The sequence below is a fragment of the Klebsiella sp. TF21-TM genome (assembly GCF_019753495.1).
In the GTDB taxonomy this organism is placed as follows: domain Bacteria; phylum Pseudomonadota; class Gammaproteobacteria; order Enterobacterales; family Enterobacteriaceae; genus Klebsiella; species Klebsiella quasipneumoniae.
This window is the reverse complement of the sequence record NZ_JAIJYL010000008.1, coordinates 149,581-172,428: the sequence shown is the minus strand read 5'-3', so window position 1 is coordinate 172,428 and position 22,848 is coordinate 149,581. Positions and strand designations below refer to the sequence as shown.

General features: G+C 53.2%; 24 protein-coding genes and 1 tRNA gene. 20 read left to right on the top strand and 5 right to left on the bottom strand.

The features are described from left to right. Positions 1 to 2 precede the first annotated feature (2 nt). The 13 genes from K5R89_RS10320 to K5R89_RS27400 all read left to right on the top strand — a co-directional run bounded on the left by K5R89_RS10320 (position 3) and on the right by K5R89_RS27400 (position 10,199). Positions 3 to 728: a hypothetical protein gene (locus K5R89_RS10320; RefSeq protein WP_217259354.1), complete on the top strand. Its 726-nt coding sequence runs from the start codon at positions 3 to 5 to the stop codon at positions 726 to 728. Next, positions 725 to 1,000 (top strand): hypothetical protein, encoded by a 276-nt coding sequence (locus tag K5R89_RS10315; protein WP_060656995.1) that lies wholly within the window; start codon positions 725 to 727, stop codon positions 998 to 1,000. Before K5R89_RS10320 ends, K5R89_RS10315 begins: the two co-directional genes overlap by 4 nt. Continuing rightward, positions 1,000 to 1,968 (top strand): hypothetical protein, encoded by a 969-nt coding sequence (locus tag K5R89_RS10310; protein WP_217259353.1) that lies wholly within the window; start codon positions 1,000 to 1,002, stop codon positions 1,966 to 1,968. The genes K5R89_RS10315 and K5R89_RS10310 overlap by 1 nt, the downstream gene beginning before the upstream one ends. Before the next feature lie 2 nt (positions 1,969 to 1,970). Then, positions 1,971 to 2,687, top strand: coding sequence for a hypothetical protein (locus K5R89_RS10305; RefSeq protein ID WP_217259352.1), 717 nt, complete (start codon positions 1,971 to 1,973; stop codon positions 2,685 to 2,687). Next, positions 2,684 to 3,016: a hypothetical protein gene (locus tag K5R89_RS10300; RefSeq protein WP_004884185.1), complete on the top strand. Its 333-nt coding sequence runs from the start codon at positions 2,684 to 2,686 to the stop codon at positions 3,014 to 3,016. Before K5R89_RS10305 ends, K5R89_RS10300 begins: the two co-directional genes overlap by 4 nt. After that, positions 3,013 to 4,431 (top strand): ubiquitin-activating E1 FCCH domain-containing protein, encoded by a 1,419-nt coding sequence (locus tag K5R89_RS10295; protein WP_217259351.1) that lies wholly within the window; start codon positions 3,013 to 3,015, stop codon positions 4,429 to 4,431. The genes K5R89_RS10300 and K5R89_RS10295 overlap by 4 nt, the downstream gene beginning before the upstream one ends. Position 4,432: 1 nt before the next feature. Then, complete coding sequence (locus K5R89_RS10290; RefSeq protein ID WP_065801578.1) at positions 4,433 to 5,137, top strand: hypothetical protein; 705 nt, start codon at positions 4,433 to 4,435, stop codon at positions 5,135 to 5,137. Positions 5,138 to 5,192: 55 nt separating this feature from the next. Continuing rightward, on the top strand, positions 5,193 to 5,825 hold the full coding sequence (locus K5R89_RS10285) for a hypothetical protein (protein WP_217259350.1): 633 nt from the start codon (positions 5,193 to 5,195) through the stop codon (positions 5,823 to 5,825). A gap of 68 nt (positions 5,826 to 5,893) precedes the next feature. Then, positions 5,894 to 8,071 carry an SGNH/GDSL hydrolase family protein gene (locus tag K5R89_RS10280; RefSeq protein WP_217259349.1) on the top strand — a complete coding sequence of 726 codons (2,178 nt, stop codon included), beginning with the start codon at positions 5,894 to 5,896 and terminating at the stop codon, positions 8,069 to 8,071. After that, positions 8,071 to 8,838, top strand: a complete 768-nt coding sequence (locus tag K5R89_RS10275; protein WP_217259348.1) for a hypothetical protein — start codon at positions 8,071 to 8,073, stop codon at positions 8,836 to 8,838. Before K5R89_RS10280 ends, K5R89_RS10275 begins: the two co-directional genes overlap by 1 nt. A gap of 106 nt (positions 8,839 to 8,944) precedes the next feature. After that, a complete protein-coding gene (locus K5R89_RS10270) occupies positions 8,945 to 9,184 on the top strand; it encodes a hypothetical protein (protein ID WP_217259347.1) in 240 nt (79 codons plus the stop codon). Further along, entirely contained in the window at positions 9,184 to 9,501 is a 318-nt protein-coding gene (locus K5R89_RS10265; protein WP_217259346.1) for a hypothetical protein, read from the top strand. Before K5R89_RS10270 ends, K5R89_RS10265 begins: the two co-directional genes overlap by 1 nt. Before the next feature lie 11 nt (positions 9,502 to 9,512). Next, a complete protein-coding gene (locus K5R89_RS27400; protein ID WP_254242813.1) occupies positions 9,513 to 10,199 on the top strand; it encodes a hypothetical protein in 687 nt (228 codons plus the stop codon). 34 nt (positions 10,200 to 10,233) lie between these two features. Here the strand turns inward: K5R89_RS27400 and K5R89_RS10255 are convergent, their stop codons facing one another. The 3 genes from K5R89_RS10255 to K5R89_RS10245 all read right to left on the bottom strand — a co-directional run bounded on the left by K5R89_RS10255 (position 10,234) and on the right by K5R89_RS10245 (position 12,650). After that, complete coding sequence (locus K5R89_RS10255) at positions 10,234 to 11,394, bottom strand: tyrosine-type recombinase/integrase (protein ID WP_217259345.1); 1,161 nt, start codon at positions 11,392 to 11,394, stop codon at positions 10,234 to 10,236. A gap of 165 nt (positions 11,395 to 11,559) precedes the next feature. Further along, positions 11,560 to 11,631 (bottom strand) — tRNA-Arg (locus K5R89_RS10250). Between the two features lie 89 nt (positions 11,632 to 11,720). Further along, positions 11,721 to 12,650: a formate/nitrite transporter family protein gene (locus tag K5R89_RS10245; RefSeq protein ID WP_217259344.1), complete on the bottom strand. Its 930-nt coding sequence runs from the start codon at positions 12,648 to 12,650 to the stop codon at positions 11,721 to 11,723. A 289-nt stretch (positions 12,651 to 12,939) separates the two neighbouring features. On the opposite strand from K5R89_RS10245, the gene mlaA reads away from it, so the two are divergent. Then, positions 12,940 to 13,701 carry a phospholipid-binding lipoprotein MlaA gene (gene mlaA, locus K5R89_RS10240; RefSeq protein ID WP_032453618.1) on the top strand — a complete coding sequence of 254 codons (762 nt, stop codon included), beginning with the start codon at positions 12,940 to 12,942 and terminating at the stop codon, positions 13,699 to 13,701. A gap of 58 nt (positions 13,702 to 13,759) precedes the next feature. On the opposite strand, the gene fadL is transcribed toward mlaA, so the two are convergent. After that, positions 13,760 to 15,082 carry a long-chain fatty acid transporter FadL gene (gene fadL, locus K5R89_RS10235; protein WP_023290543.1) on the bottom strand — a complete coding sequence of 441 codons (1,323 nt, stop codon included), beginning with the start codon at positions 15,080 to 15,082 and terminating at the stop codon, positions 13,760 to 13,762. Between the two features lie 373 nt (positions 15,083 to 15,455). Here fadL and K5R89_RS10230 point away from each other — a divergent pair, with 373 nt between their 5' ends. The 4 genes from K5R89_RS10230 to sixA all read left to right on the top strand — a co-directional run bounded on the left by K5R89_RS10230 (position 15,456) and on the right by sixA (position 20,048). Continuing rightward, positions 15,456 to 15,740: a YfcZ/YiiS family protein gene (locus K5R89_RS10230; RefSeq protein WP_023290542.1), complete on the top strand. Its 285-nt coding sequence runs from the start codon at positions 15,456 to 15,458 to the stop codon at positions 15,738 to 15,740. Positions 15,741 to 15,898: 158 nt separating this feature from the next. Then, positions 15,899 to 17,209: an acetyl-CoA C-acyltransferase FadI gene (gene fadI / locus K5R89_RS10225; RefSeq protein ID WP_087827436.1), complete on the top strand. Its 1,311-nt coding sequence runs from the start codon at positions 15,899 to 15,901 to the stop codon at positions 17,207 to 17,209. Then, positions 17,209 to 19,353: a fatty acid oxidation complex subunit alpha FadJ gene (gene fadJ / locus K5R89_RS10220; protein ID WP_060590092.1), complete on the top strand. Its 2,145-nt coding sequence runs from the start codon at positions 17,209 to 17,211 to the stop codon at positions 19,351 to 19,353. Before fadI ends, fadJ begins: the two co-directional genes overlap by 1 nt. A gap of 209 nt (positions 19,354 to 19,562) precedes the next feature. After that, positions 19,563 to 20,048, top strand: a complete 486-nt coding sequence (gene sixA, locus K5R89_RS10215; protein WP_004201794.1) for a phosphohistidine phosphatase SixA — start codon at positions 19,563 to 19,565, stop codon at positions 20,046 to 20,048. 18 nt (positions 20,049 to 20,066) lie between these two features. Here sixA and smrB read toward each other — a convergent pair whose 3' ends face one another. Continuing rightward, entirely contained in the window at positions 20,067 to 20,618 is a 552-nt protein-coding gene (gene smrB, locus K5R89_RS10210; protein WP_004201792.1) for an endonuclease SmrB, read from the bottom strand. A 167-nt stretch (positions 20,619 to 20,785) separates the two neighbouring features. Here smrB and prmB point away from each other — a divergent pair, with 167 nt between their 5' ends. Next, positions 20,786 to 21,718 carry a 50S ribosomal protein L3 N(5)-glutamine methyltransferase gene (gene prmB, locus K5R89_RS10205; RefSeq protein WP_023290538.1) on the top strand — a complete coding sequence of 311 codons (933 nt, stop codon included), beginning with the start codon at positions 20,786 to 20,788 and terminating at the stop codon, positions 21,716 to 21,718. A 42-nt stretch (positions 21,719 to 21,760) separates the two neighbouring features. Beyond that, positions 21,761 to 22,846 carry a chorismate synthase gene (gene aroC / locus K5R89_RS10200; protein WP_023290537.1) on the top strand — a complete coding sequence of 362 codons (1,086 nt, stop codon included), beginning with the start codon at positions 21,761 to 21,763 and terminating at the stop codon, positions 22,844 to 22,846. Positions 22,847 to 22,848: the final 2 nt, after the last annotated feature.

The following is a 22,848-nucleotide window of genomic DNA, read 5'->3' as shown; positions in this document are numbered from 1 at the left end:
ATATGGGATTCACTCGCGAACTGTATAAGCTGGGTTTTGAAGTCTCGCCGGTGATTCTGTGCAACGGGATTGCGCAGAGCATCCCCGGCGGAATGCTGCCCATTGTAGCTTTGACGCAGAGCGCGAGCTTTGTCACAGGGCTTTTGGGCGGCGCATTCAACCTTACTGACCTCGATAAATATTTTTGCCACTGGAAGCCGGTTCAGGGCGGGGCGATGGTCGATTACGACATCGCCAAATATCCGTTTGCTAACCAGACCGTTGCCGCTAACGCGCTACTTGCTCAGCCTTTGCGCATTGCGTTGATGATGGATGCTCCGGTGAATGAAAATACTGGAGCGATGACGAAATTCGTCACTCTCAGTGCGCTGCAAGCTGTTCTGCAGGCGCATGCAAACCTTGGCGGAACCTATATCGTCGCTACGCCAGCGCTGTTTTATAGCGGCTGTATATTGCGTACGGTTAAGGACATGACCAGTTTTAATGAGGCTGTCCCTCAGCGATCCTGGTTATGGGATTTTGAGCAGCCGCTGGTATCTGAAACAGGCGCCGAGCAGGCGGTTAACAGTTTCCTGAGCAAAATCGATGGAGGAACCCGGCAAACGGATGCGTCATGGACAAACACTGTCGCAGCCCTCGGGAATACCTCTCTCGGCGGCACCGTGTCAGGCGCCGCGAATGACATAGTAGGCCTCATCGGTAAGCTGAGCGGGGAGTTTGGCCTATGACGACGGATACCTACACGTTTACCGGCAATGAAAGAGAGAGCGTAGCTTTTACTCCGACACTGGATGGAACAGTTTATAACTGCCAGGTGAAGTGGAATATCGCTGCACAACGCTGGTACATCCTGATCACCGACAATTCCGGCAATACCATTCTGAACACCCCCGCAGTGGGCTCTACCAATGGAACCGGTATAAATCTGATAGCTGGCGTTTTCTCCGGAACAACCATGATCTGGCGGGAGCAAAACGGCGTAATTGAGGTGACCAGCTGATGAGGTATTACGATTTCCAGATTTTTGACCAGAAAGGGAAGTTATACCGCCAATACAAAAGCCTTGATGCCTATGGCAATTATAACCCTGGATGCCTGATGGTGGAGTTCGACATTCAGCGATATGGAATGTCCACGCCTATAGGGTCAAGTCTCGTAAGGGTGTATGGCGTCAGCATTAAAGAAATGCAGCAGGCAGAGCAAAACATGTTCGGCATGACCATTAAGGGATTTGTCGGTATGTCGAAAGGTTTGCCGCTGGCCAAATCCTCCCAGAGCGGGATGATTCTGGAAGGCATTATTCAACAACCATTCGGTAACTGGCAGGGGCTCGATCTGTCTCTGGACATGATTATTACGGCTGGGGCTGGCTCAGTGGATAAGCCGGCGAACATTACAATGCCGTGGATAAAGGGGCAAAAACTGTCTGTGGCACTGTTTTTTGCGCTTCAACGCGCTTTCCCGGAATACAAAATAAATATCAACATCAGCGATTTGCTTGTTCTGAACTACGATTCCCCGATTTACTGCTCGACCATGCAGCAGCTTGCGTCGAACCTGAAAAACCTGAGCCGTAGCATTATCCGTGATGAGAATTATCTCGGCGTGGAAATGGCCATGTTCCCGGGGAAAGAGATCAGGGTATGGGACAGCGCCGCTACTGAGAAAAAGAAAACTCCCATTCAGCTCGAGTTTACCGATCTCGTCGGCCAGCCGGTGTGGATTGAATACAACCGGGTAATGATCACCTGCGTAATGAGGGCTGATATTCAGGTGGGTGACTACGTGAGGATGCCTGCAGGCGCAATGGCAGTAACGCAGGCCTCATCATATTCTCAGTATCGCAATAAAAGCGCCTTTTCCGGCGTGTTCGCTGTGCAGACCTGCAGATGTGTAGGAAACAGCAGGCAGCCAGACGCTGCAAGCTGGGTAACCATCTTCGAGGCGTATGTGACGCAGGAGGCCTGATCATGACTATTAGTCAGCGGCTTAACTTCGCCAAGAGCATGAATAATTTCGCTGAAGTGAAAATTGCCGAAGCAATGGAGCTGGTCGGGAAGGTATTGCCTGCAACTGTCGTCAGGCAGTCAGGGAAAATGATCACTGTCTCGTTCAGCCTGACTAATATCCCATTCACCTTGCCACAGGTAACCATTCCTCTCTTTGGCCCGGAGTATGTGCGCTATCCAATGCAGCCAGGAGATCGGGGGATTGTGATCCCTGCTGATACCTATATCGGCGGAATGAGCGGCCTGGGTGGCGGCGTTGCCGATCTGACTCAGCCGACGAACCTCAGCGCACTGGTTTATCTGCCGATCAGCAATACCGAGTGGCAGGACGTCGACGGACAGGTGGTGACGGTATACGGGCCGGAGGGTGTAACGCTGCGCGACAGCGGCAGCAATACTACTTTTCTCCTGAAGCCTGACAGCATCGCTATTTCCACACCTGACAGCTTCACCGTCACCGTTGGCGGGACGGTCATCTCACTAATCGGGACAAAATGGAGCATTTCAGGCGAGGCAGGGCATCTGCAGGACTCTGTGGCCAGCACCAGCCCGGCAATCATGCACGCCGGGTGGCAATCGCTTCTGGCCTGGTTGAACAGCCATGAACATTCAAACGGCAACGATGGAAATGATACCGGGGGGCCGACTTCAACGTTTAACGGGAGTATCACCGAGTGAGAACCTATGGCCGAAACTCTGAGGGGAAGTGGGTCCTGGTGGAAACCGACGAAAATGGGTTTAATGACTCGGTGTATTTGACCACTCTGATCCAGAATCTGAAACTGGCGCCGCAGGAGTCGCCCTTTTATGCGAACAACGGAATACCGGCCGCCGGGTCGGTGATCCAGCAAATCCTGCCGACGTATTACGTAAACCGTATTCAAAAACAGTTCAGCCAGTATTTTTCCTCGCTGCAGATTGCACTAATCAGCGACGACCCGCCTGTTTATAACATCTCGGCAATCACAAACGCAGGTTCAAAAATAATTACACAGGTGGCCGTATGAGCGATTTACCAGTCAGCTATACGTCAGCAGGCCCGGTTCCTCTGACGCCGGAAGAACTAAGAGCACAGCTCGTTTCACAGGCAATTGCGTTATCTCCGGGACTCACCACGGATTTGCCTGGCTCTCTGATTGAAGACGTGGCCAGCACTGATGTCGGCGCACTTATCGTCTGCGATCAGGCGAGGGTTGACCTGATTAACTCGGTGGGGCCACTAAAGGCTAACCTGGCCATGCTGGAGCTTCTCGCACAGCAGGCTGGTATCCCTGGGCAGAAAACGGCTGGCACAACAACAGTTCCGGTTCAGTTTTCCGGCCCCGCGGGATTTGTTATCCCACAGGGGTTTATTGTTTCTGATGGCACACATACGTATTCCGTTAGTGATGCGACGATAATCTCGTCGTCCGGTGTATCTGCTAGCGTATCATGCGAGGGAACGGAGATCGGGACCTGGGCGGTGCAGGTAAATACGGTTAACCAGATCATATCCAGTCTACCGTCTGACGTCACCATTACCTGCACCAACCCGATCGCCGGCACTCCGGGTGCTGACCCAGAAACGAACTATCAGTTTCGTGATCGCGTATGGCAGGCGCAGATGGCTACCGTTCAGGGATATCCTGGATTTATCCGGCAATATCTCACCAGCCTTGATAACGTGCAGGCGCGCCTGGTTTCTGTCATTCAGGACGGGGATAAGTGGATAGTCATGTGTGCCGGCGGTGATATTTACGATATTGCTGGCGCGCTCTATAAGTCTGCGGGGGATATCAGCCGGCTGAAAGGGTGTTCACTGAACGTAACGGGGATCACGAATGCAAATCCTGGCGTCGTCAGCACAGACCTGACTCATGGTTACACTGACGGTCAGGTTATCCGGATCACTGGCGTTACCGGGATGACGGGTATTAATGACGTCCCTCTGACCGTGACGGTACTGTCTCCTCACACGTTTTCCATCGGGATTGACACCACTTCATCCGGGACCTGGGGAGGCGGCGGCGAGGTGACGCCGAACGTCAGAAACAATACCGTGACGGTGAATGACTGGCCTGATAATTACGTGATCCCATTCGTGACTCCATTGCTGCAGCGCGTAACAGTGACGTATCAGTGGGGCACTGAAAGCGTTAACTACCTGACTGATGCCACGGTCGCCTCTCTGGTCTCGGCGCCTACGATTCAGTATGTGAATGGCATATTCGCCGGGAAACCGCTGAACGTTAACAACCTGAAAGACGCATTCTTACAGGCGATTAACTCGACAATCGACATGGGGCTGATCAGCACTTTAAACGTCGTGGTCACCATCAATGGTGTGATAACGCCACCGGATGCCGGGACGAATATCATCAGCGGCGATAAGTTCAGTTATTTTTATATCGCGTCGGATGGCGTGATCGTAACAGGGGCGTAGCATGCTGGACGATATCATCCGGTCGTATATGTATACGCAATACAACGACGATGACAATCTGCGGGCGTTTTTTACTGCGTATAACTCGATGGCGCAGGGCATTTATGACTGGATGGTTAATGCCAACCTGCCGATTTTCATCGGTGACTACAACACCGGAGATCAACTCCGATGGATTGCCCATGGCATTTATGGCGTGTTGCCGCCGGTGATTTCCAGCAGCGAACAGCAGGAGATAGGCCCATATAACACCTTCGAATTTAACCAGCTGGCATTCAATGAGTACCGGGTGATTGACCAGTCGAACCAGGTTGTTGTCTCCGATGACCTTTTTAAGCGGATCATGACCTGGAATTTTTACAAAGGTGACGGCTTCTATTTCTCTATTCCATGGATAAAGCGGCGTGTTCTGCGGTTCCTGTTGGGAGTGAATGGCACCGATATCCTCAATGACCAGCGGTGGAGTATATCGATCCAGTTTGTGGATGGCGGGATCGTGATATCCATCTATAAGGGGCGCCGCAGGTTCACGCGGAGCGCTATCTACAACGCATCTGCCTATAACTCCAGGAAGTACAACCAGAAGGACACGGCCTTTGTGATCACCGAGGATTTCGAGTTCGCCATTTTCTTCAAGCAGGCCATGGATAGCGGCCTGCTGCACATGCCTTTCTATCAGACAGTAACCGTTGAGATTATTGATTGATGCAATGCACTAATAGTGTAGAATTTATGAGTCAATAAAATTCTCCGGGGTCGTTATGAAAAGAATGATACTTGTATTAACAATTTCATTTTTTCTTGCTGGATGTGGAACGAATGCTTATAAAAAATCTAGAGATTTCTCTTCTGCTGAAACTTTGCAAGAAAAAAGAGATGCCTTAATTAAATGGATGCCATCATATAATAATCAATTGCAAAATTTCCCAAAAATAAGGAATGAGTTAATTGGTTTGAATGGCGAGAATGAAGCATTTCTTAATGGTCTTGTTTTAACCTGCTTCAACTCAAAAGATGAAAGTTGCACTTATGATTACTATTCAAAAGAGGTTGATAGGCTAAATAATCAGAAGTGCGACAAAGACGTTTCATGTGTTAGAAGCAGGGAAGTAATGAATGCATCGAATGAACTCAATAGCGTTTATTACTTGGTTATGGCCAGAAATAAATATGACCAAGCTGAGTTTGATTTGTATATAAGGAACCTTTGCCGTGCTGCTGGTATCGGTCAGAGGCGAGGGATTTCTTTGGAGCAAATGTTAAATGACGTTAACCAAGAGCCAGGGTTATCACCTGAAGTAAGAAGTCAATTTGCTGATGTTGCAAGATCATGTTGGATTCTAAGCAAGAACGGAATTGATGATGCAACAACAACGATACGAAACGCATATTAAAACAAGAGTAATCAACAAAAAATAACCCGCTTCGGCGGGTTTTTTTATGCCTATATCCCGGAGGAGACATGGCACTAACCCTTTTGGCTACAAACAACGCAGAAAGCACGCTGGCTTCTGCTATCAGCGCTACCGACACGTCGCTGATCGTTAGCGCTGGAACTGGTGCCGAGTTCCCTGATGCTGTGGCAGGCGAGAGCTACTTTAAACTTACGCTCACCGATGCCGCCACTGGCTCACAGGTTGAGATCGTGAACGTGACAGCCAAGGCTGGGGACATCTTCACGATTGAACGTGCGCAGGAAGGAACACTGGCGCGCGCATGGCTGGCCAATGATATGGTTGCCAACATGATGACGGCAGATACGCTGAACATTATCTCTCAATATGCCCAGCAGGCAGCTGCATCAGCGGAGCAGGCTGGAGAGTACGCAGGTGATGCTTCTGACTACGCACGGAATAAGTTCACGTTCTATAAGACCGCTAGCGATCCCGATGGCACCATTGCAGGCTTAGCAGCGACTACTGACGGCCAGTCTTTCTGGGTAGCCCAGGGGCCAGATGCGCTTTCTGCTGCATGTCAGTATCAAAACAAAGCAGGCGTGGCCGTATTGCAGGCGAAGCAGCCTGGTACAGCGGCCATAACAGGTACAATCCGCGAATTCCCTACGCTGGCGGCTGCGCAGGCTGATGCAGACGCTGGAAATATTCTGTCAGGCTCTACTGCATTTTACCGTAGCCCTGATGATAGCGCATTGGCCATTGAGGTAATAAATAATTCCGGAACGTTGACAGCAACCGGCCGTAAAATGCCATCTCAATCTTTCGTTGAGAGTGTTGACTCTTTTGCCAGGGAACAATTAAAAATAATTGATTCACCACCAGAAAAGACCCCGCTAATAATAGATGACTCTGCCAATCCCCGCGTTGCGATTTGGGTGGAAGAAGGAAAATTAAATAGCATCCCGTTACATCAGGATTTAGTTGATCAGGTGCAGGAGGGTATGGCTAGCGAGGAGTTCGTTTCTGAGAATTTGGCTAGCCCAACGACAGCGCCAAACAAAACCGTTTTAATTATGGATAATTCACCTCAGCCTCGCGCTGCTGCCTGGCAAGAGGATGGGTTGTGGAATAGCATCCCGTTACATCCGGATATTACGGGGCCCATTGTAGATGAAACATTATCGAAAATACCGCAACAAGTTGTTAGTTCAGGTAAAACACTCTGGCTGTATCGTGCAAAAAAATCAAAATTAGATAATTCAGTATCAACTAATTTAAAAATTGGGTTTAGCGGAGATTCCTGGGCAGAGAACAGAGCTATCCCTCAGCAATTCGCCACCTATCTACAGGGGAAATATGGTAAATCTGGTGAGGGGTGGTTGCAGTTGAACGTAACTGGCAACAGCTTGTTAAATGACGTAACGCTAACCAAAAACGGATGGACTGTTTATGATGCGTCTGGAACAACGGCAAATCCGCCATTTCCAACATCAATGGACGGTCAATACTGTTATGCGACAGGCACTGCAGCCGTGATGAGCGTCGGGAATCTGTTTGCTACATCAATCAGGATATTTTACTACGACGGAAATGGAACATTCCGTTATACAGTTAACGGTGGCTCTCCGGTGGTGATTTCAGGAGGTGGGACTAATGCAATAGTTAGCGTATTGATTTCAGGTCTTACAATCAGTTCGGCAACGACGATAAACATCGACCTGATAGGAAATGTAGGAACTGTAGTTATATATGGATTTTACAGCGTCGGTTCAGGTAATGGTATTGAAATAAATAAAATGGGTAACGGCAGCATTACTGCCGGGCAATACGTTAAAACTTTGCCATATCTGTCTCAGACAGCGTCGTTTGTTAATCCTGATCTGCTTGTCCTGATAATTGGCACTAATGATTATCGGTTAAATGAATCATTGGATACCTTCAAAATCAGCCTGACTCTATGGGTTCAGTCGTGGCAAGCGGCGTGTCCAGATTCTGGAATTATCCTGGTGGCCCCTCCGCAGACCAACTCGACAGGGGATAACCCACTATCTGAATTCAAAAATATAATGCAGGAAGTGGCTACAACTTTAGGCGTTGAATTCTATTCTTTGTTTGATTTTCTGAACGTTCCTTACGCAAAAAGCAATGCGCAAGGGTTATGGAACGACGCTCTTCACTTTAATGCAAATGGCGCGAGATTTCTCATGAATCAAATTAATGAACATTTCCTGGAGATAAGATAATGGCTCTAGTTATCCCTGGCGCTAATTTCTACAATGGCCCGCTGGTTAGCGATTTTGAGTTATTCAGCATAATGAATGATGTCCCTTATAAAACAGGATTGCTGGGCTCATATTTTTTGGGCAGCAGAAATGCAGACCCCACATTCAATTTTGCTAATAACTCATTGCCACTGCTACCAGTTGGCGAAATTTCAACGCAAAACAAATATGCAACTCTAACTAGGGCTGGTTATTACGACACGCAAATTCCATCTCAGACATCAGTTACGATTATAGCGATGGGGCGTCAGCCTGCATCTGGTGTTACAGGGATCGCCGTCTCGTCGTACCAGAAAGACGGGAGCGGAACCACAGGCGATACGCTGATGGACCGCTGGTCTGGGTCTACGGCTCAGGTGTCCTTCTACGCGCAGTCATCTGCAAATGCCGTAACTCAGGCCAGCAGGACTACTGATGTTGTAGCCGGCGGGTACCACGTGTATGGGGCACTAATCACAGATAGTGGGCTGACCATTGGTACCTGGACAATGAGCGAGACAACCGACCCCGGTCATACTGACGTGGTAATGTCAGGAAGGTCGGTGTCATCAAGAACGTTAAGGATTGGCACAACCTATTCAGACACGGATTTCTTAACTGCCACTATAGACCTGTCTGCGGTATTGATTTACAGCGGCAATGTCGGCAGCAGCAATATGACAGCGGTGATGAACTGGCTGAGGAACTCAGTGGGAGTTGCGGCTGGTATTTGGCCTGGGCCAAAATAATCATTGAGTTGCGCCTGATGGTAAAATTGATAGGCGCTATCTCTCTTGATCTGAACCTCCGGGAAAAATACTGTATATAAAAACAGTATCTATCGGAGGGAAGATCATGCTTCGAGAGTCAGACATCGCCGCGGCTTTCCGCGAGGCGGTATTGTGCAACGCCAAAGGCTACCAGTACCTGTACACCCGAGACTTCGTTACTGCGCTTCGCCGGCGCGGCATTCACTTTACCGAGGTGGAGGCGAACTCCTGGATCGCACGCGAACAGACGTATTTTGTCGATAAGACGCCGGACCATAGCGAAAACAGGCTGTGGATGATGGCCAACATGGGGAGGGTGATCTAATGGGCTTTCCTTCACCCGCGACGGATTACGTCGAGCAGCGACTGTCTGTCAATTCGATCTGCAATGTTGGGCCTAATACGTTGCTCTTCGAACGGTCTGGCGGTTACGTTGTGCTGGATATCTCCCTGAAGCCAAAACAGGGGAGCCAGGTTCTGATCCAGCACGGAGGCGCGACGGAACTTGCCACGCTGAGAGGAAGGTCGCTGATTACCGAAGATGGTGAAGTGATCGAGGGTGCAGCCCTGGACGATGTTACTGTCATCGGCGTCGTGACGTTCACTATATGCGATGTTCGTTCTGATAATTCTATTATTTAACTGGGGTATATATGGCGCTGACTCTATTAGCCAATAATAACGCAAAAAGTGTTCTCGCTGCTGGTATTAGCGCGTCCGCTACAGTTATTACCGTCGGTACGGGAGCGGGGGCTTTATTCCCCGTTCCGGTATCTGGCCAGAGTTATTTCAAATTAACGATAACCGATGCAGCCACAAAAACCATTTCCGAAATCATGCACGTCACGTCTGTTTCTGGTGATGTGATGACGGTAATTCGTGGGCAGGAGGGGACCACTCCGCGAGTATGGTCAACAAACGATATTGTTGCGAACTTGATGACCGCAGGAACTTTCACATCCTGCTTGCAAATTGCTAATAACCTCTCAGAAATAAAAGACGCTGGTAGCGAAGCCGTCGACCAGGCGTTATCAAACTTAGGGTTTGCAAAGAGAATATTCGGCGCCTCTGATTATATAAGGATTCCAGATGTTGATGGCGGGCTGATTATTCAGTTTGGCTCTGGAGTTATTAATTCACCTTCAGGTAGCGTTGTCTTCCCTACGCCATTCCCAAACTCTGCTTTGGTTTTTGTGCCTGTAAAAAACTCTGATGCAGCAGCTCGTTTTGTGTCTTTCTCAAACCTGACCAAAACGGGAGTGGATGTTTATGGCTGGATAGCCGGAGGGACCACTACAGCGAACGTCGATAACTTCAACTGGATAGCCATCGGTAACTGATGGCTCACGCTACAGGCAGGTTGTGCATGATTGATTACTCGCCTGCGCGACCATCGATGTAATCAGCCCACCACTGCATCATTTCCCTGCGTTTATCCAGATACTGAGCATGGTTGTAAATTCCACGGATTGACCCGCTGGCGGTGTGCGCGAGTTGTTTTTCAATCGCATCCGCTGGCCAGCCATGCTCATTCATTATTGTGCTGAACTGATGGCGGAATCCGTGCCCGCTCGCCAGCCCCTCATAGCCAATCTGTCGGATAACTAATAATACGGCATTCTCGCTGATGGGCTTTTTCTTATCATTCCGCCCGGCGAACACAAAAGAGGAAACAGGGCTTGTGATCGGTTTGAGAGTATTCAGAAGATTTATTACCTGATCTGACATCGGAACTACATGAACACGGCGCCCTTTCATTACCTCTTCGTCGATGGTTATTATCCTGTTTTCAAAGTCGACGTTTTCCCATTGCATAGAACGGAGTTCTTTTGTACGCAGCGCAGTATATTGCAAAACCTGTGTGGCAATTTTCGAAATAATACTTCCGGAAAAGCCAGATAGCGCGTTATTGAATGCCGGTATCTGATCTGCAGGAAGGAAAGGGTAGTTTTTCTTTCTATATCCCTTCATGGCATCAGCAAGGTCAGGAGCCGGATTATATTTGGCCCTGCCTGTAACGATTGCATACCTGAATACCTCGCCACATCTTCTTCTGGCTTTATTTGCCCTCTCCATTGCCCCACGTTCTTCAAACCTCCGGATCACCTCCAGTATCTGCATCGGCTCAATGTCCTGTATTTCCAGATATCCGATCATTGGCAGAATATCGTCACGGAACATGCGAGAAAGCTCATCAGCATATCCTTCTGACCAAACCTGCCGCTTGTGGTCGTACCATTCATGATAAATAGCTGAAAATGAATTGTCCTTCACAGACAACTTTTTGGCTTTAACCGGATCGACCCCGACAGAAACATCCTTCCTTGCGGTCCACGCTTTATCTCTGGCTTCCTGCAATGACATGAGTGGGTATTTGCCCACGGTCAGCACTCTCTCTTTGCCGTCGAGCTTGTATCGCAGCTGCCACACCTTTTTGCCAGACACCGGAACGTACAGGTACAGGCCATTGCTGTCGAGCATGCGGTATGGTTTGTCTTTAGGCTTGGCGGCCTCTATCTGCTTAACGGTGAGCATGGGTAAAATTCCGGTGGGTAAAGTTGTTTTACTCGTTTTTTACCCGCCAAAAGGTGTGGCTGTCAATGCACTAAGAAAAACTACAGGAGACTGTTGTGGTAGCGAGGGCGGCGATTTTACTGATGATTCGTGAACCAAGTGAGACTATGGGAGACTAGAGAAAAGTGTCCCCTGCAGGAATCGAACCTGCAACTAGCCCTTAGGAGGGGCTCGTTATATCCATTTAACTAAGGGGACAAGGCGGCACGAGTATAGCGTTTTTCGCCCGCCTGAGTAAGAGCTATACTGTCTGACTGCTTAAACCCTCGCCATTCTAAGCGCTTTTTTTATGCCCGGTCGGCATTTTTGGCTTTTGCAGCAGCCTGCGCGCGGGCTTCCGCTTTTCGCTTGTTGCTCATGTCGTTACGGATTTGCGCATGGCTCAGCAGTGCGAAGATGAATGTCCCGCCGCAGATATTACCCGCCAGCGTCGGCAGGGCGAAAGGCCAGATGAAGTCGCTCCAGGGCAGGCTTCCGTTAAATACCAGATAGAGGATCTCCACCGAGCCCACCACGATATGGGTGGTATCCGCCAGGGCGATAAGCCAGGTCATCAGAATGATCACCACGATCTTGGCTGCGCCGGCGAGGGGAAACATCCAGACCATGGTGGCGACCAGCCAGCCGGAAATAATCGCATTGGCGAACATCTCCGTCGGGCTGTTTTTCATCACATCTTCGGCGATGCTGACGAAGGCCTGGCGGGTCGGCTCATCAAAAACAGGCATATAATTGAAGGCCCATGCGGCCACCGCGGTGCCGATGAGATTGCCCGCCAGCACCACAGACCATAGCCGCATGAGTAAACCGACGTTTCCGGGGGTGGGATTGTGCATCACCGGCAGTACGGCGGTGACCGTATTTTCCGTGAACAGCTGCTGGCGGGCCATAATCACGATAATAAAGCCGAAGGTATATCCGAGGTTCTCGAGTAAAAACCCTCCCGGGATCCCTTCCAGCTTGACGTGAAAAATCCCTTTCGCCAGCAACGAGGCGCCCATCGACATACCGGCCGCAATCGCAGACCACAGCAGGGCCAGCGCATCGCGCTCCATCTCTTTTTCCCCTTCCTGACGAATATGTTCATGGATCGCCATCGCCCGCGAGGGAAGACGGTCTTCATCCACTTCTATCTCCTCCCCGCGCTGCTTTTCTTCACTTTCGACCTCACGTTCGTCGTCCGCTGGCTTTAATTTGTTATCATCAAGTTCATCCATTTCGTGGCCCTCGCTATCACTCTGTATAGTAATAGCGTAGCGGCTTTACCTGGCGTCTGGCTGGGCATACTCTGAAATCGCAAAAATGGTAACGTCAGATTTTTGTCGCTCCGCTAGAATAGGAGCCCCGCGATCTCGTTATTCCCAGGCTATGATCAAATCAACAACTTGGGTGATATAGACATCGTTCAACGTGCTGTTACAATCGCTCACATCTGTACGGGCGGAAACGTTGTCTTTCCGTCATGGATGGCAACTCGCGATAGCCATAAAAACCAGGGAGACATCTATGAATTATCGCCTGTCGGCGCTTGCGCTTGGCGCCACATTGCTGGTGGGATGTGCCAGTTCCAGCTCTGGCGATCGGCCGCAGGGGCGCTCAGACCCGTTAGAAGGGTTTAACCGCACGATGTTTGACTTCAACTTTAACGTGGTTGATCCTTACGTGCTTCGTCCCGTCGCGGTGGCATGGCGTGACTATGTTCCGCAGCCGGCGCGCAATGGCTTAAGCAACTTCACCAGCAACCTGGAAGAGCCGGCGGTGATGGTGAACTCCTTCCTGCAGGGCGACCCGTATAAAGGTATGGTCCACTTTACCCGCTTCTTCCTGAACACCATCCTCGGGATGGGGGGGCTGATCGATGTCGCCGGGATGGCTAATCCGCAGCTGCAGCGCGTTGAACCGCATCGTTTCGGCAGTACGCTCGGCCACTATGGCGTCGGCTATGGCCCGTATGTGCAACTGCCATTCTACGGCAGCTTTACCCTGCGTGACGAAGGTGGCGATATGGCCGATGGCCTCTATCCGGTGCTCTCCTGGCTGACCTGGCCGATGTCGATCGGCAAATGGGCGGTAGAAGGGATTGAGACACGCGCTCAGCTGCTGGATTCCGACGGCCTGCTGCGTCAGTCTTCCGATCCTTACATTCTGGTGCGTGAGGCTTACTTCCAGCGTCATGACTTTATCGCCAACGGCGGTAAGCTGACCCCGGCGGACAATCCGAACGCCCAGGCCATTCAGGATGAACTGAAAGATATCGATTCACAGTAATCTGCGAATAAAAAAAGGGTGAACATAATGTTCACCCTTTTTTGTTGCGCGCTGCTTATCAGAAGCGGTAGTTGAAGTTGGCGCCGTACAGCCAGGCGGTCCCTTCGGAGCGGAAGGTATACGGGCCTTCCTTGATTTCCACATGCTGCCCGTGCATATAGGAAATCCCGACGTCAACCGACGCATCCTTGTTGAACGCGTAGGTGGTACCCGCGCTCAGCCACAGGCGATCCTGGTCCGGAATGGAAATGGAGCGATTGTTGGCCGGTACCGGGCTGTCGTCGAAGGCGATACCGGTGCGGAAGGTCCAGTTATCGTCGTAATAATAGGTCGTCCCCAGCGCTACGCGGTAGGCGTCCTTAAAGCCTTCCTCTTTATAGAACAGCGTCTGGCCGTTGCTGCCGGTGGCTTTCAGCTCCTGGAACTGGCTCCAGCTGGTGTAGGTCAGACTGTAGTGGACCGCCCACTGCGGCGCCACGCGGTTATAGCCCGACAGTTCCCACATTTCCGGCAGGTTAAGGGTCAGTGAACCGCCGGTGGTCTGGCCGTTAGTACCCGCCGGCAGACCGAAGTTGCCAAGGATCTGGTTATAGGCCGCTGGCAGACTGCTGCGATAGTTACCGTCGAAATCGATCTTGACCTCGGAACGGTAGGTTAAACCGTAGCGGTTGTTCTTATCCAGCTCATAGAGGATACCGGCGTTCCAGCCAAAGCCCCACGCATTGCCGTTAAGATGGGCGATCTGCGTGTCGGCTGGGATCTTCGCCACCTGGCCTGCCAGCGCCGGCGGCAGCGCGCCAGAGCCAGCGACAATCTGGCCCAGATCGCCTGCATAGCGCTCGATCTTCGCCTTAGCGTAGACCGCATCGAAACCTAAGCCAAAGCTCCAGTTGCTGTCGAGGCGATAGGCGCCGCTCAGGTTGAAGTTAGCCGTAGTCAGGTCGGTTTTACCGCCCATGCTGCCGGCCGCATAATCATCGTTATACTCTGTTGCCAGGCCGTAGTTGGAGGTGATGGACGCCCCCCAACCGAACTGATCGTTAATCGGCGCGACAAAGTGGAAGTTGGGTACCCACGCCGTCGGGGCGATATTGTCCGCATTCAGGCTTTTGCCGGTGGGGGAAGTCCCGGAGACATTGACGCCCGGGTCGACAAAAACGGCGCCCGCCGACATAGTCGGACGGTCAAACATCATAATTAATGCCGGGTTACGACTGGCATTGCCTGCATCGTCTGCGATAGCCCCTTCACCGGAATAGGCCCGACCCAGCCCTGATGAAGAGAATTCGTTGAGCTGGAAGCCTGCTGACCAGGCCTGGGTGGAAACAAGTGCGACAGCCACTGCAAGGGCAGATTGGGTAAAGCGGGTTTTCTGGCTCATGCCCATAACCTCATTGAGTTATTTTTTTTTAAACTATGTTACATGCCGTAACAGAAGCGCGGAAGTGTAGGGTCTGCGGTACAACAGAGAAATCAGACCAGTGCGCTGAGTATAGGTCTGACCAGATGAGTTGTTGCAAGTTTGTTTATGAAGTTTTTCAATTGTGATAACAGAAACGCGATCCAGCTGGCAAAATTGTCGGGGGGAAGGCGACGGAGAAAAGGTGATTTTTGTTTTAGATCATTTTTAAGTGTGATTTCTGTCACTTAACGCCGTGATAGCGATTCTCGGCTGGAGGCAAACCGGAGGGCGGGCGTAAAATAGGCACATTAATTGTCTGGCACCGCAGGTGCATATCCAGAGGAAATCTACGATGAGTAAATGTAGCGCTGATGAAACCCCGGTTTGCTGCTGTATGGATGTTGGGACCATTGTCGACAACACCGACTGCACCGCCTCATACAGCCGCGTATTCGCCAACCGCGCGGAAGCAGAGCAAATGCTCGCCGCGCTGAGCGAAAAAGCCCGCAGTGTGGAATCTGAACCGTGCAAAATTAATCCCGTCTTCGCCGACGTTGACGGCGGCGTAAAGCTGGATATCGATTTTGTATTTAGCTGTGAAGCCGAATCCCTCATATTCCAGTTGGGTCTGCGTTAATCCCTCCGCTTAGCGCCCCGTGAACGGGGCGTTATCTTTTCTGTTCAATGTGTTTTGGCTCGCAATTTTTCGCTTCCCCGATTGGCTTAATGTAAAAAATTAGTTAACAATGCTATCAGGTCAGACCACTTGGTTGTCTTGGTTAACAGGGGAGAGTTATGAGTCAGGCATTACCGCTTATCACCCGTCAGGGCGATCGCATTGCCATTATCACAGGGTTACGCACGCCGTTTGCGCGTCAGGCGACGGCATTTCATGGCGTTCCTGCCGTTGATTTAGGAAAAATGGTGGTTGGCGAAATGCTGGCGCGCAGCGACATTCCTGTGGAAGCCATTGAGCAACTGGTCTTCGGTCAGGTCGTGCAGATGCCGGAGGCGCCGAATATCGCCCGGGAAATTGTGCTCGGTACCGGAATGAGCGTGCACACCGACGCCTACAGCGTCAGTCGCGCCTGCGCCACCAGCTTCCAGGCCGTGGCGAATGTCGCTGAAAGCCTGATGGCCGGCACCATCCGCGCCGGTATCGCCGGCGGTGCCGATTCCTCCTCTGTGCTGCCTGTCGGCGTCAGCAAAACGCTGGCCCGCGCGCTGGTCGATGCGAACAAAGCCCGCACGCTGAGCCAGAAACTGAAGCTGTTTTCCCGCCTGCGGCCGCGCGACCTGCTACCGGTCCCCCCGGCGGTGGCGGAATATTCAACCGGCTTACGGATGGGCGATACCGCCGAACAGATGGCGAAAAGCTGGGGGATCAGCCGGGAACAACAGGATGCGCTGGCGCATCGTTCACATCAGCTGGCGGCTAAAGCCTGGGAAGAGGGAAAGCTGTCCGCGGAGGTGATGACCGCCTATGCGCCCCCCTTCCGCCAGCCGCTGGAGCAGGACAACAACATCCGTAAAAATTCAACCCTCGCAGATTACCAAAAGTTACGCCCGGCCTTCGACCGTAAACATGGCACCGTTACCGCCGCCAACAGCACGCCGCTGACGGATGGCGCGGCGGCGGTGATCCTGATGACCGAGTCGCGGGCCAAAGAGCTGGGTCTGACGCCGCTGGGTTATCTGCGCAGCTATGCCTTTACCGCCATCGACGTCTGGCAGGATATGCTGCTGGGGCCCGCATGGTCCACGCCGCTGGCGCTGGAGCGCGCTGGCCTGACGCTGGCGGATCTCACGCTTATCGATATGCATGAAGCTTTCGCCGCGCAGACGCTGGCCAATCTTCAGTGTCTGGCAAGCGACCGCTTTGCCCGCGAGGTGCTGGGGCGTGCGCAAGCCACCGGTGAGGTGGATGAGAGTAAATTTAACGTCCTCGGCGGCTCTATCGCCTACGGTCATCCCTTTGCCGCCACCGGCGCGCGGATGATCACCCAGACGCTGCATGAGCTGCGGCGACGGGGAGGGGGATTTGGTCTGGTGACGGCCTGCGCGGCAGGCGGTCTGGGCGCGGCGATGATTGTGGAGGCTGAATAATGGATACGGTTTCCGCTTTTAAGCTTGAGGTCCGTGCGGACAACATCGCGGTGATTACCATCGATGCCCCGGGTGAAAAAATGAATACCCTGAAGGCCGAGTTCGGCAATCAGGTGCGGGGACTGATACGCCAGATACGCGACGATAAGTCGGTGCGCGGCGTGGTATTTATCTCCGCCAAAGCCGATAACTTTATCGCCGGCGCAGATATCAACATGATTGCCCGCTGCCGCAGCGCGCAGGAGGCGGAAGCGCTGGCGCGCCAGGGGCAGCAGATTATGGCCGAGATCCATGGCTTGTCGATTCCGGTCATTGCCGCCATCCATGGCGCTTGTCTGGGCGGCGGACTGGAGCTGGCGCTGGCCTGCCATGGCCGCATCTGTAGCGATGACGAAAAAACCCGACTCGGGTTGCCGGAGGTACAGCTTGGCCTGCTGCCGGGTTCCGGCGGGACGCAGCGTTTACCGCGGCTGATCGGCGTCAGCACGGCGCTGGATATGATGCTCACCGGCAGGCAGTTACGGCCGCGCCAGGCGCTGAAGGCCGGTCTGGTGGACGAGGTGGTGCCGCAGACAATTTTACTGCAGGCGGCGGTGGAGCTGGCGTTGAAGGGGCGCCCGGCCAGCCGCGAGGTGCCTGTTCGCGAACGCGTGCTGGCGGGCCCCCTGGGTCGCCATCTGTTATTCCAGTACGTCGGCAAGCAAACGCAGCGCAAGACCCAGGGCAACTACCCGGCGGTGAAGCGAATTTTGCAGGTCGTCGAGAATGGTCTGGCCCATGGCTGCAGCAGCGGTTACGCCGAAGAGGCCCGCGCGTTTGGCGAACTGGCGATGACCCCGCAGTCGCAGGCGCTGCGATCGATCTTCTTTGCCAGTACCGATCTGAAAAAAGACCGTGGCGCCGAGGCGGAACCCGCTCCGCTGAGAAGCGTTGCCGTCCTGGGCGGCGGCCTGATGGGCGGGGGGATCGCCTATGTGACTGCCTGTAAAGGCGGACTGCCGGTGCGAATCAAAGATATTCAGCCGGGCGGGATCAACCACGCCTTAAAGTACAGCTGGGATCTGCTGAACAAACAGGTTCGCCAGCGTCGACTGCGCCCCAGCGAGCGCGATCGTCAACTGGCGCTGATCACAGGCACTACCGACTATCAGGGCTTTACCCATCGCGACGTGGTGATTGAGGCGGTATTCGAGGACCTGGCGCTGAAACAGCGGATGGTCAGTGAAGTGGAGCAAAACGGCGGGCCGCAGACTATCTTTGCCTCGAATACCTCGTCGTTACCGATAGGCGATATAGCCGCCCATGCCAGCCACCCTGAGCGGGTGATCGGCCTGCACTTTTTCAGTCCGGTGGAGAAAATGCCGCTGGTTGAGGTGATCCCGCATAAAGGAACCGATCCGCAGACCATCGCCACGGTGGTGCAACTGGCTAAACGTCAGGGGAAAACGCCGATCGTGGTGGCGGACAAAGCGGGCTTCTATGTAAACCGCATCCTCGCGCCGTATATAAATGAAGCGATGCGTCTGCTGGTGGAGGGAGAACCGGTTGAGGTGATTGATAAGGCGCTGGTGAAATTCGGCTTCCCGGTGGGACCGGTTCAACTGCTGGATGAAGTAGGTATTGATACCGGCACCAAAATTATTCCCGTGCTGGAGAATGCCTTTGGAGAGCGTTTCAGCCCGCCTGCAAACATCATTGACGCGATTTTGAAGGACGATCGCAAAGGTAGAAAAAATAATCGTGGTTTCTATCTTTATGAGACAAAAGGGCGTAAAAGCAAAAAACGGCCCGACCCGGCAGTCTATCCGCTGCTGGGCATCGACCGCCCCCAGTCGCGGTTGTCTGCGCAGCAGGTGGCGGAGCGCTGTGTGATGATGATGCTTAACGAGGCGGCGCGCTGCTTTGATGAGCAGATTATCCGTAGCGCGCGCGATGGTGATATCGGCGCCGTATTTGGTATAGGGTTTCCGCCATTTCTTGGCGGCCCGTTCCGGTATATGGATACTATCGGCGCGGGTGAAGTTGCCGCGATCCTGCAGCGCCTGGCCGCCCAGTACGGCCCACGTTTTACACCCTGTGACACTTTATTACGCATGGCCGAACAGGGGACCACCTTTTGGCCAGCGGATGAACGGATGACCTAAGTTATGGTCAAAGAAGGTAAATCCGGCTGCGGATGACGCTGTTGATTGGCTGTTTTGTAAACAATCATTGACTATACTTACGCCATTGAGGTAAAAAACAGCGTTTCATTCGTTGAATGGATCAGGCACAATGCCCGGCCACCGGGTCACCTGCGTATTGTCTTCGCAGGCCAAACTACGGTGCTTCTGGTTAACAAAAGCGGTGCAATATGCAAGTTTTTATTATGCGTCACGGCGACGCTGCCCTCGATGCAGCCAGCGACTCGGTTCGTCCATTAACCGTATGCGGTTGTGATGAGTCTCGTCAGATGGCAACCTGGCTGAAAGGTCAAAAAGTGGATATTGAGCGCGTTCTTGTCAGTCCCTATCTGCGTGCGGAACAGACGCTGGATATTGTTGGGGAGTGCATGAACCTGCCGAAACATGTCGACGTGATGCCGGAACTCACGCCGTGCGGCGATGTGGGAATGGTGAGCGCCTATCTGCAGGCGCTGGCAAATGAAGGCGTGGCGACGGCGCTGGTCGTCTCCCACCTGCCGCTGGTGGGGTACCTGGTCTCAGAGCTGTGCCCGGGGGAAACGCCCCCGATGTTCACCACCTCGGCTATCGCCTGCGTTAATCTGGACGCCGACGGCAAGGGTGAATACCTCTGGCAGAAAAGCCCCTGCAATCTCAAGATGGCCAACGCCATCTGACGACCCCGGAGCTCGCCGTCAAGGCAGCTCCGGCGGTTGCCACTCCTCGACCTCAATCAGAATCAGCAGTGCGGCGTCACCGCCGTACTCTTTTGGCGCCTGATGAAAAGCCATGATGTGCGGATGCTGCGCCAGCCACAGCGGGGTTTGCTGTTTGAGAATGTGCTTCCCGTGCCCGTGCATCACGCAGGCGCAAAACACATGCTCGCGGCGGCAGGCAGCAATCAGCGCGCCCAGTTCCTGTTTGGCCTGCTGCTGGGTGAGCCCATGCAGATCGAGAAACAGTTCCGGCGAATAATCCCCACGACGCAGCTTTTTCAGCTCAAAATGGCTGACGTCGGCGCGGACATATTTTGTCGAGCCTTCGGTATTCAGTAACGGCTGAAACTCATCGGAAAAATAGTGGCTGTTGTCGGCCTGCTCCTGCAGCAGACGCTTAGGGGCAACCTCGGTGATTTTCTTGCGCTGCGGGCGGTGAACGATGGTGTCCTGTTTGATCTTCCGCGTGCCGGTCATCAGCTGACGGAACAGCGCCTGATCCTCCTCGCTAAGCGATGTCTTCTTTTTCATTGTCCGCTCTCATTAATACTTTGCGCTAGTTTACCCGACTCAATATCCCTTCGGGCAAGGAAAACCTGTTTTTTCCCCCGCCACCCCACGCAAGAATGCTGATTTATCGCCGTCTTCATGGCACACTAGCCGCCGAATTTATAGCAGAGTGTGCCCTGGAGGATGTCGTGGATAAAATTTTTGTTGATGAGGCAGTCAATGAGCTGCATACCATTCAGGACATGCTGCGCTGGGCGGTAAGCCGTTTCAGCGCTGCTAATATCTGGTACGGTCACGGGACTGACAACCCATGGGACGAGGCGGTACAGCTGGTGCTGCCTTCGCTGTATCTGCCGCTGGATATTCCGGAAGATATGCGCACTGCGCGCCTGACCTCCAGCGAGAAACACCGCATTGTAGAGCGGGTGATTCGCCGCGTGAACGAGCGTATTCCCGTCGCCTATCTGACCAACAAAGCGTGGTTCTGCGGCCATGAGTTTTACGTCGATGAGCGAGTGCTGGTGCCGCGCTCCCCGATCGGCGAACTGATCAATAACCAGTTTGCCGGGCTGATTACCCATAAGCCGCAGCATATCCTTGATATGTGCACCGGCAGCGGCTGCATCGCCATTGCCTGCGCCTATGCCTTCCCGGAAGCCGAAGTCGACGCCGTGGATATCTCCCCGGACGCGCTGGCCGTCGCCGAGCACAATGTGGAATCCCATGGCCTGATCCATCACGTGACGCCGATCCGTTCTGACCTGTTCCGCGACCTGCCGAAGCTACAGTACGATCTGATCGTCACTAATCCGCCGTATGTCGATGAAGAGGACATGGCCGATCTGCCGGAAGAGTATGAGCATGAGCCGGTTCTGGGTCTGGCCTCAGGAAGCGATGGCCTGAAGCTGACGCGCCGCATCCTCGGCAATGCGCCGGATTATCTCAGCGACGACGGGATTCTGATTTGTGAAGTCGGTAACAGCATGGTACATCTGATGGAGCAGTATCCGGACGTGCCGTTTACCTGGCTTGAGTTTGATAACGGCGGCGACGGCGTCTTTATGCTGACCAAACAGCAGCTGATTGACGCTCGCGCGCACTTCGGTATTTATAAAGACTAAAAAAAACAACACGCCAACATAACGACAAAGAATGGAGCCGTGATGGCAGGAAATACAATTGGACAACTCTTTCGCGTCACCACCTTCGGCGAGTCGCACGGCCTGGCGCTGGGCTGCATCGTTGACGGCGTGCCGCCGGGCATTCCGCTGACCGAAGCCGATCTGCAGCACGACCTCGATCGTCGTCGCCCGGGTACCTCGCGTTACACCACGCAGCGTCGCGAGCCGGATCAGGTCAAAATCCTCTCCGGCGTCTTCGAAGGCGTCACCACCGGGACCAGTATCGGGCTGCTGATTGAGAACACCGATCAGCGCTCGCAGGATTACGGCGCGATCAAAGATCTGTTCCGTCCTGGCCATGCGGATTACACCTACGAACAAAAGTATGGTCTGCGCGACTATCGCGGCGGCGGTCGCTCCTCCGCCCGCGAAACCGCGATGCGCGTGGCGGCCGGGGCGATTGCCAAAAAATTCCTCGCCGCGAAGTTCGGCATCGTCATTCGCGGCTGCCTGACGCAGATGGGCGACATTCCGCTGGCTATTAAAGACTGGGATCAGGTTGAACAGAATCCTTTCTTCTGCCCGGACCCGGAGAAAATCGACGCTCTCGATGAACTGATGCGCGGTCTGAAAAAAGAGGGCGACTCCATTGGCGCCAAAGTGACCGTCGTCGCCGACGGCGTACCGCCGGGCCTTGGCGAGCCGGTCTTTGACCGCCTTGACGCCGATATCGCCCACGCGCTGATGAGCATCAACGCCGTGAAAGGCGTGGAGATTGGCGACGGTTTCGACGTGGTGAAGCTGCGCGGCAGCGAAAACCGCGATGAGATCACCAAAACCGGATTCCAGAGCAACCACGCCGGCGGCATTCTTGGCGGCATCAGCAGCGGTCAGCAGATCGTTGCCAACATCGCGCTGAAGCCGACCTCCAGTATTACCGTTCCCGGTCATACCATTAACCGCTTTGGCGAAGAGGTGGAGATGATCACCAAAGGGCGTCACGATCCGTGCGTCGGCATACGCGCCGTACCGATCGCTGAGGCGATGCTGGCGATTGTCTTAATGGATCACTTTATGCGTCAGCGCGCGCAGAATGGCGACGTGACGACGACAATTCCACGCTGGTAACC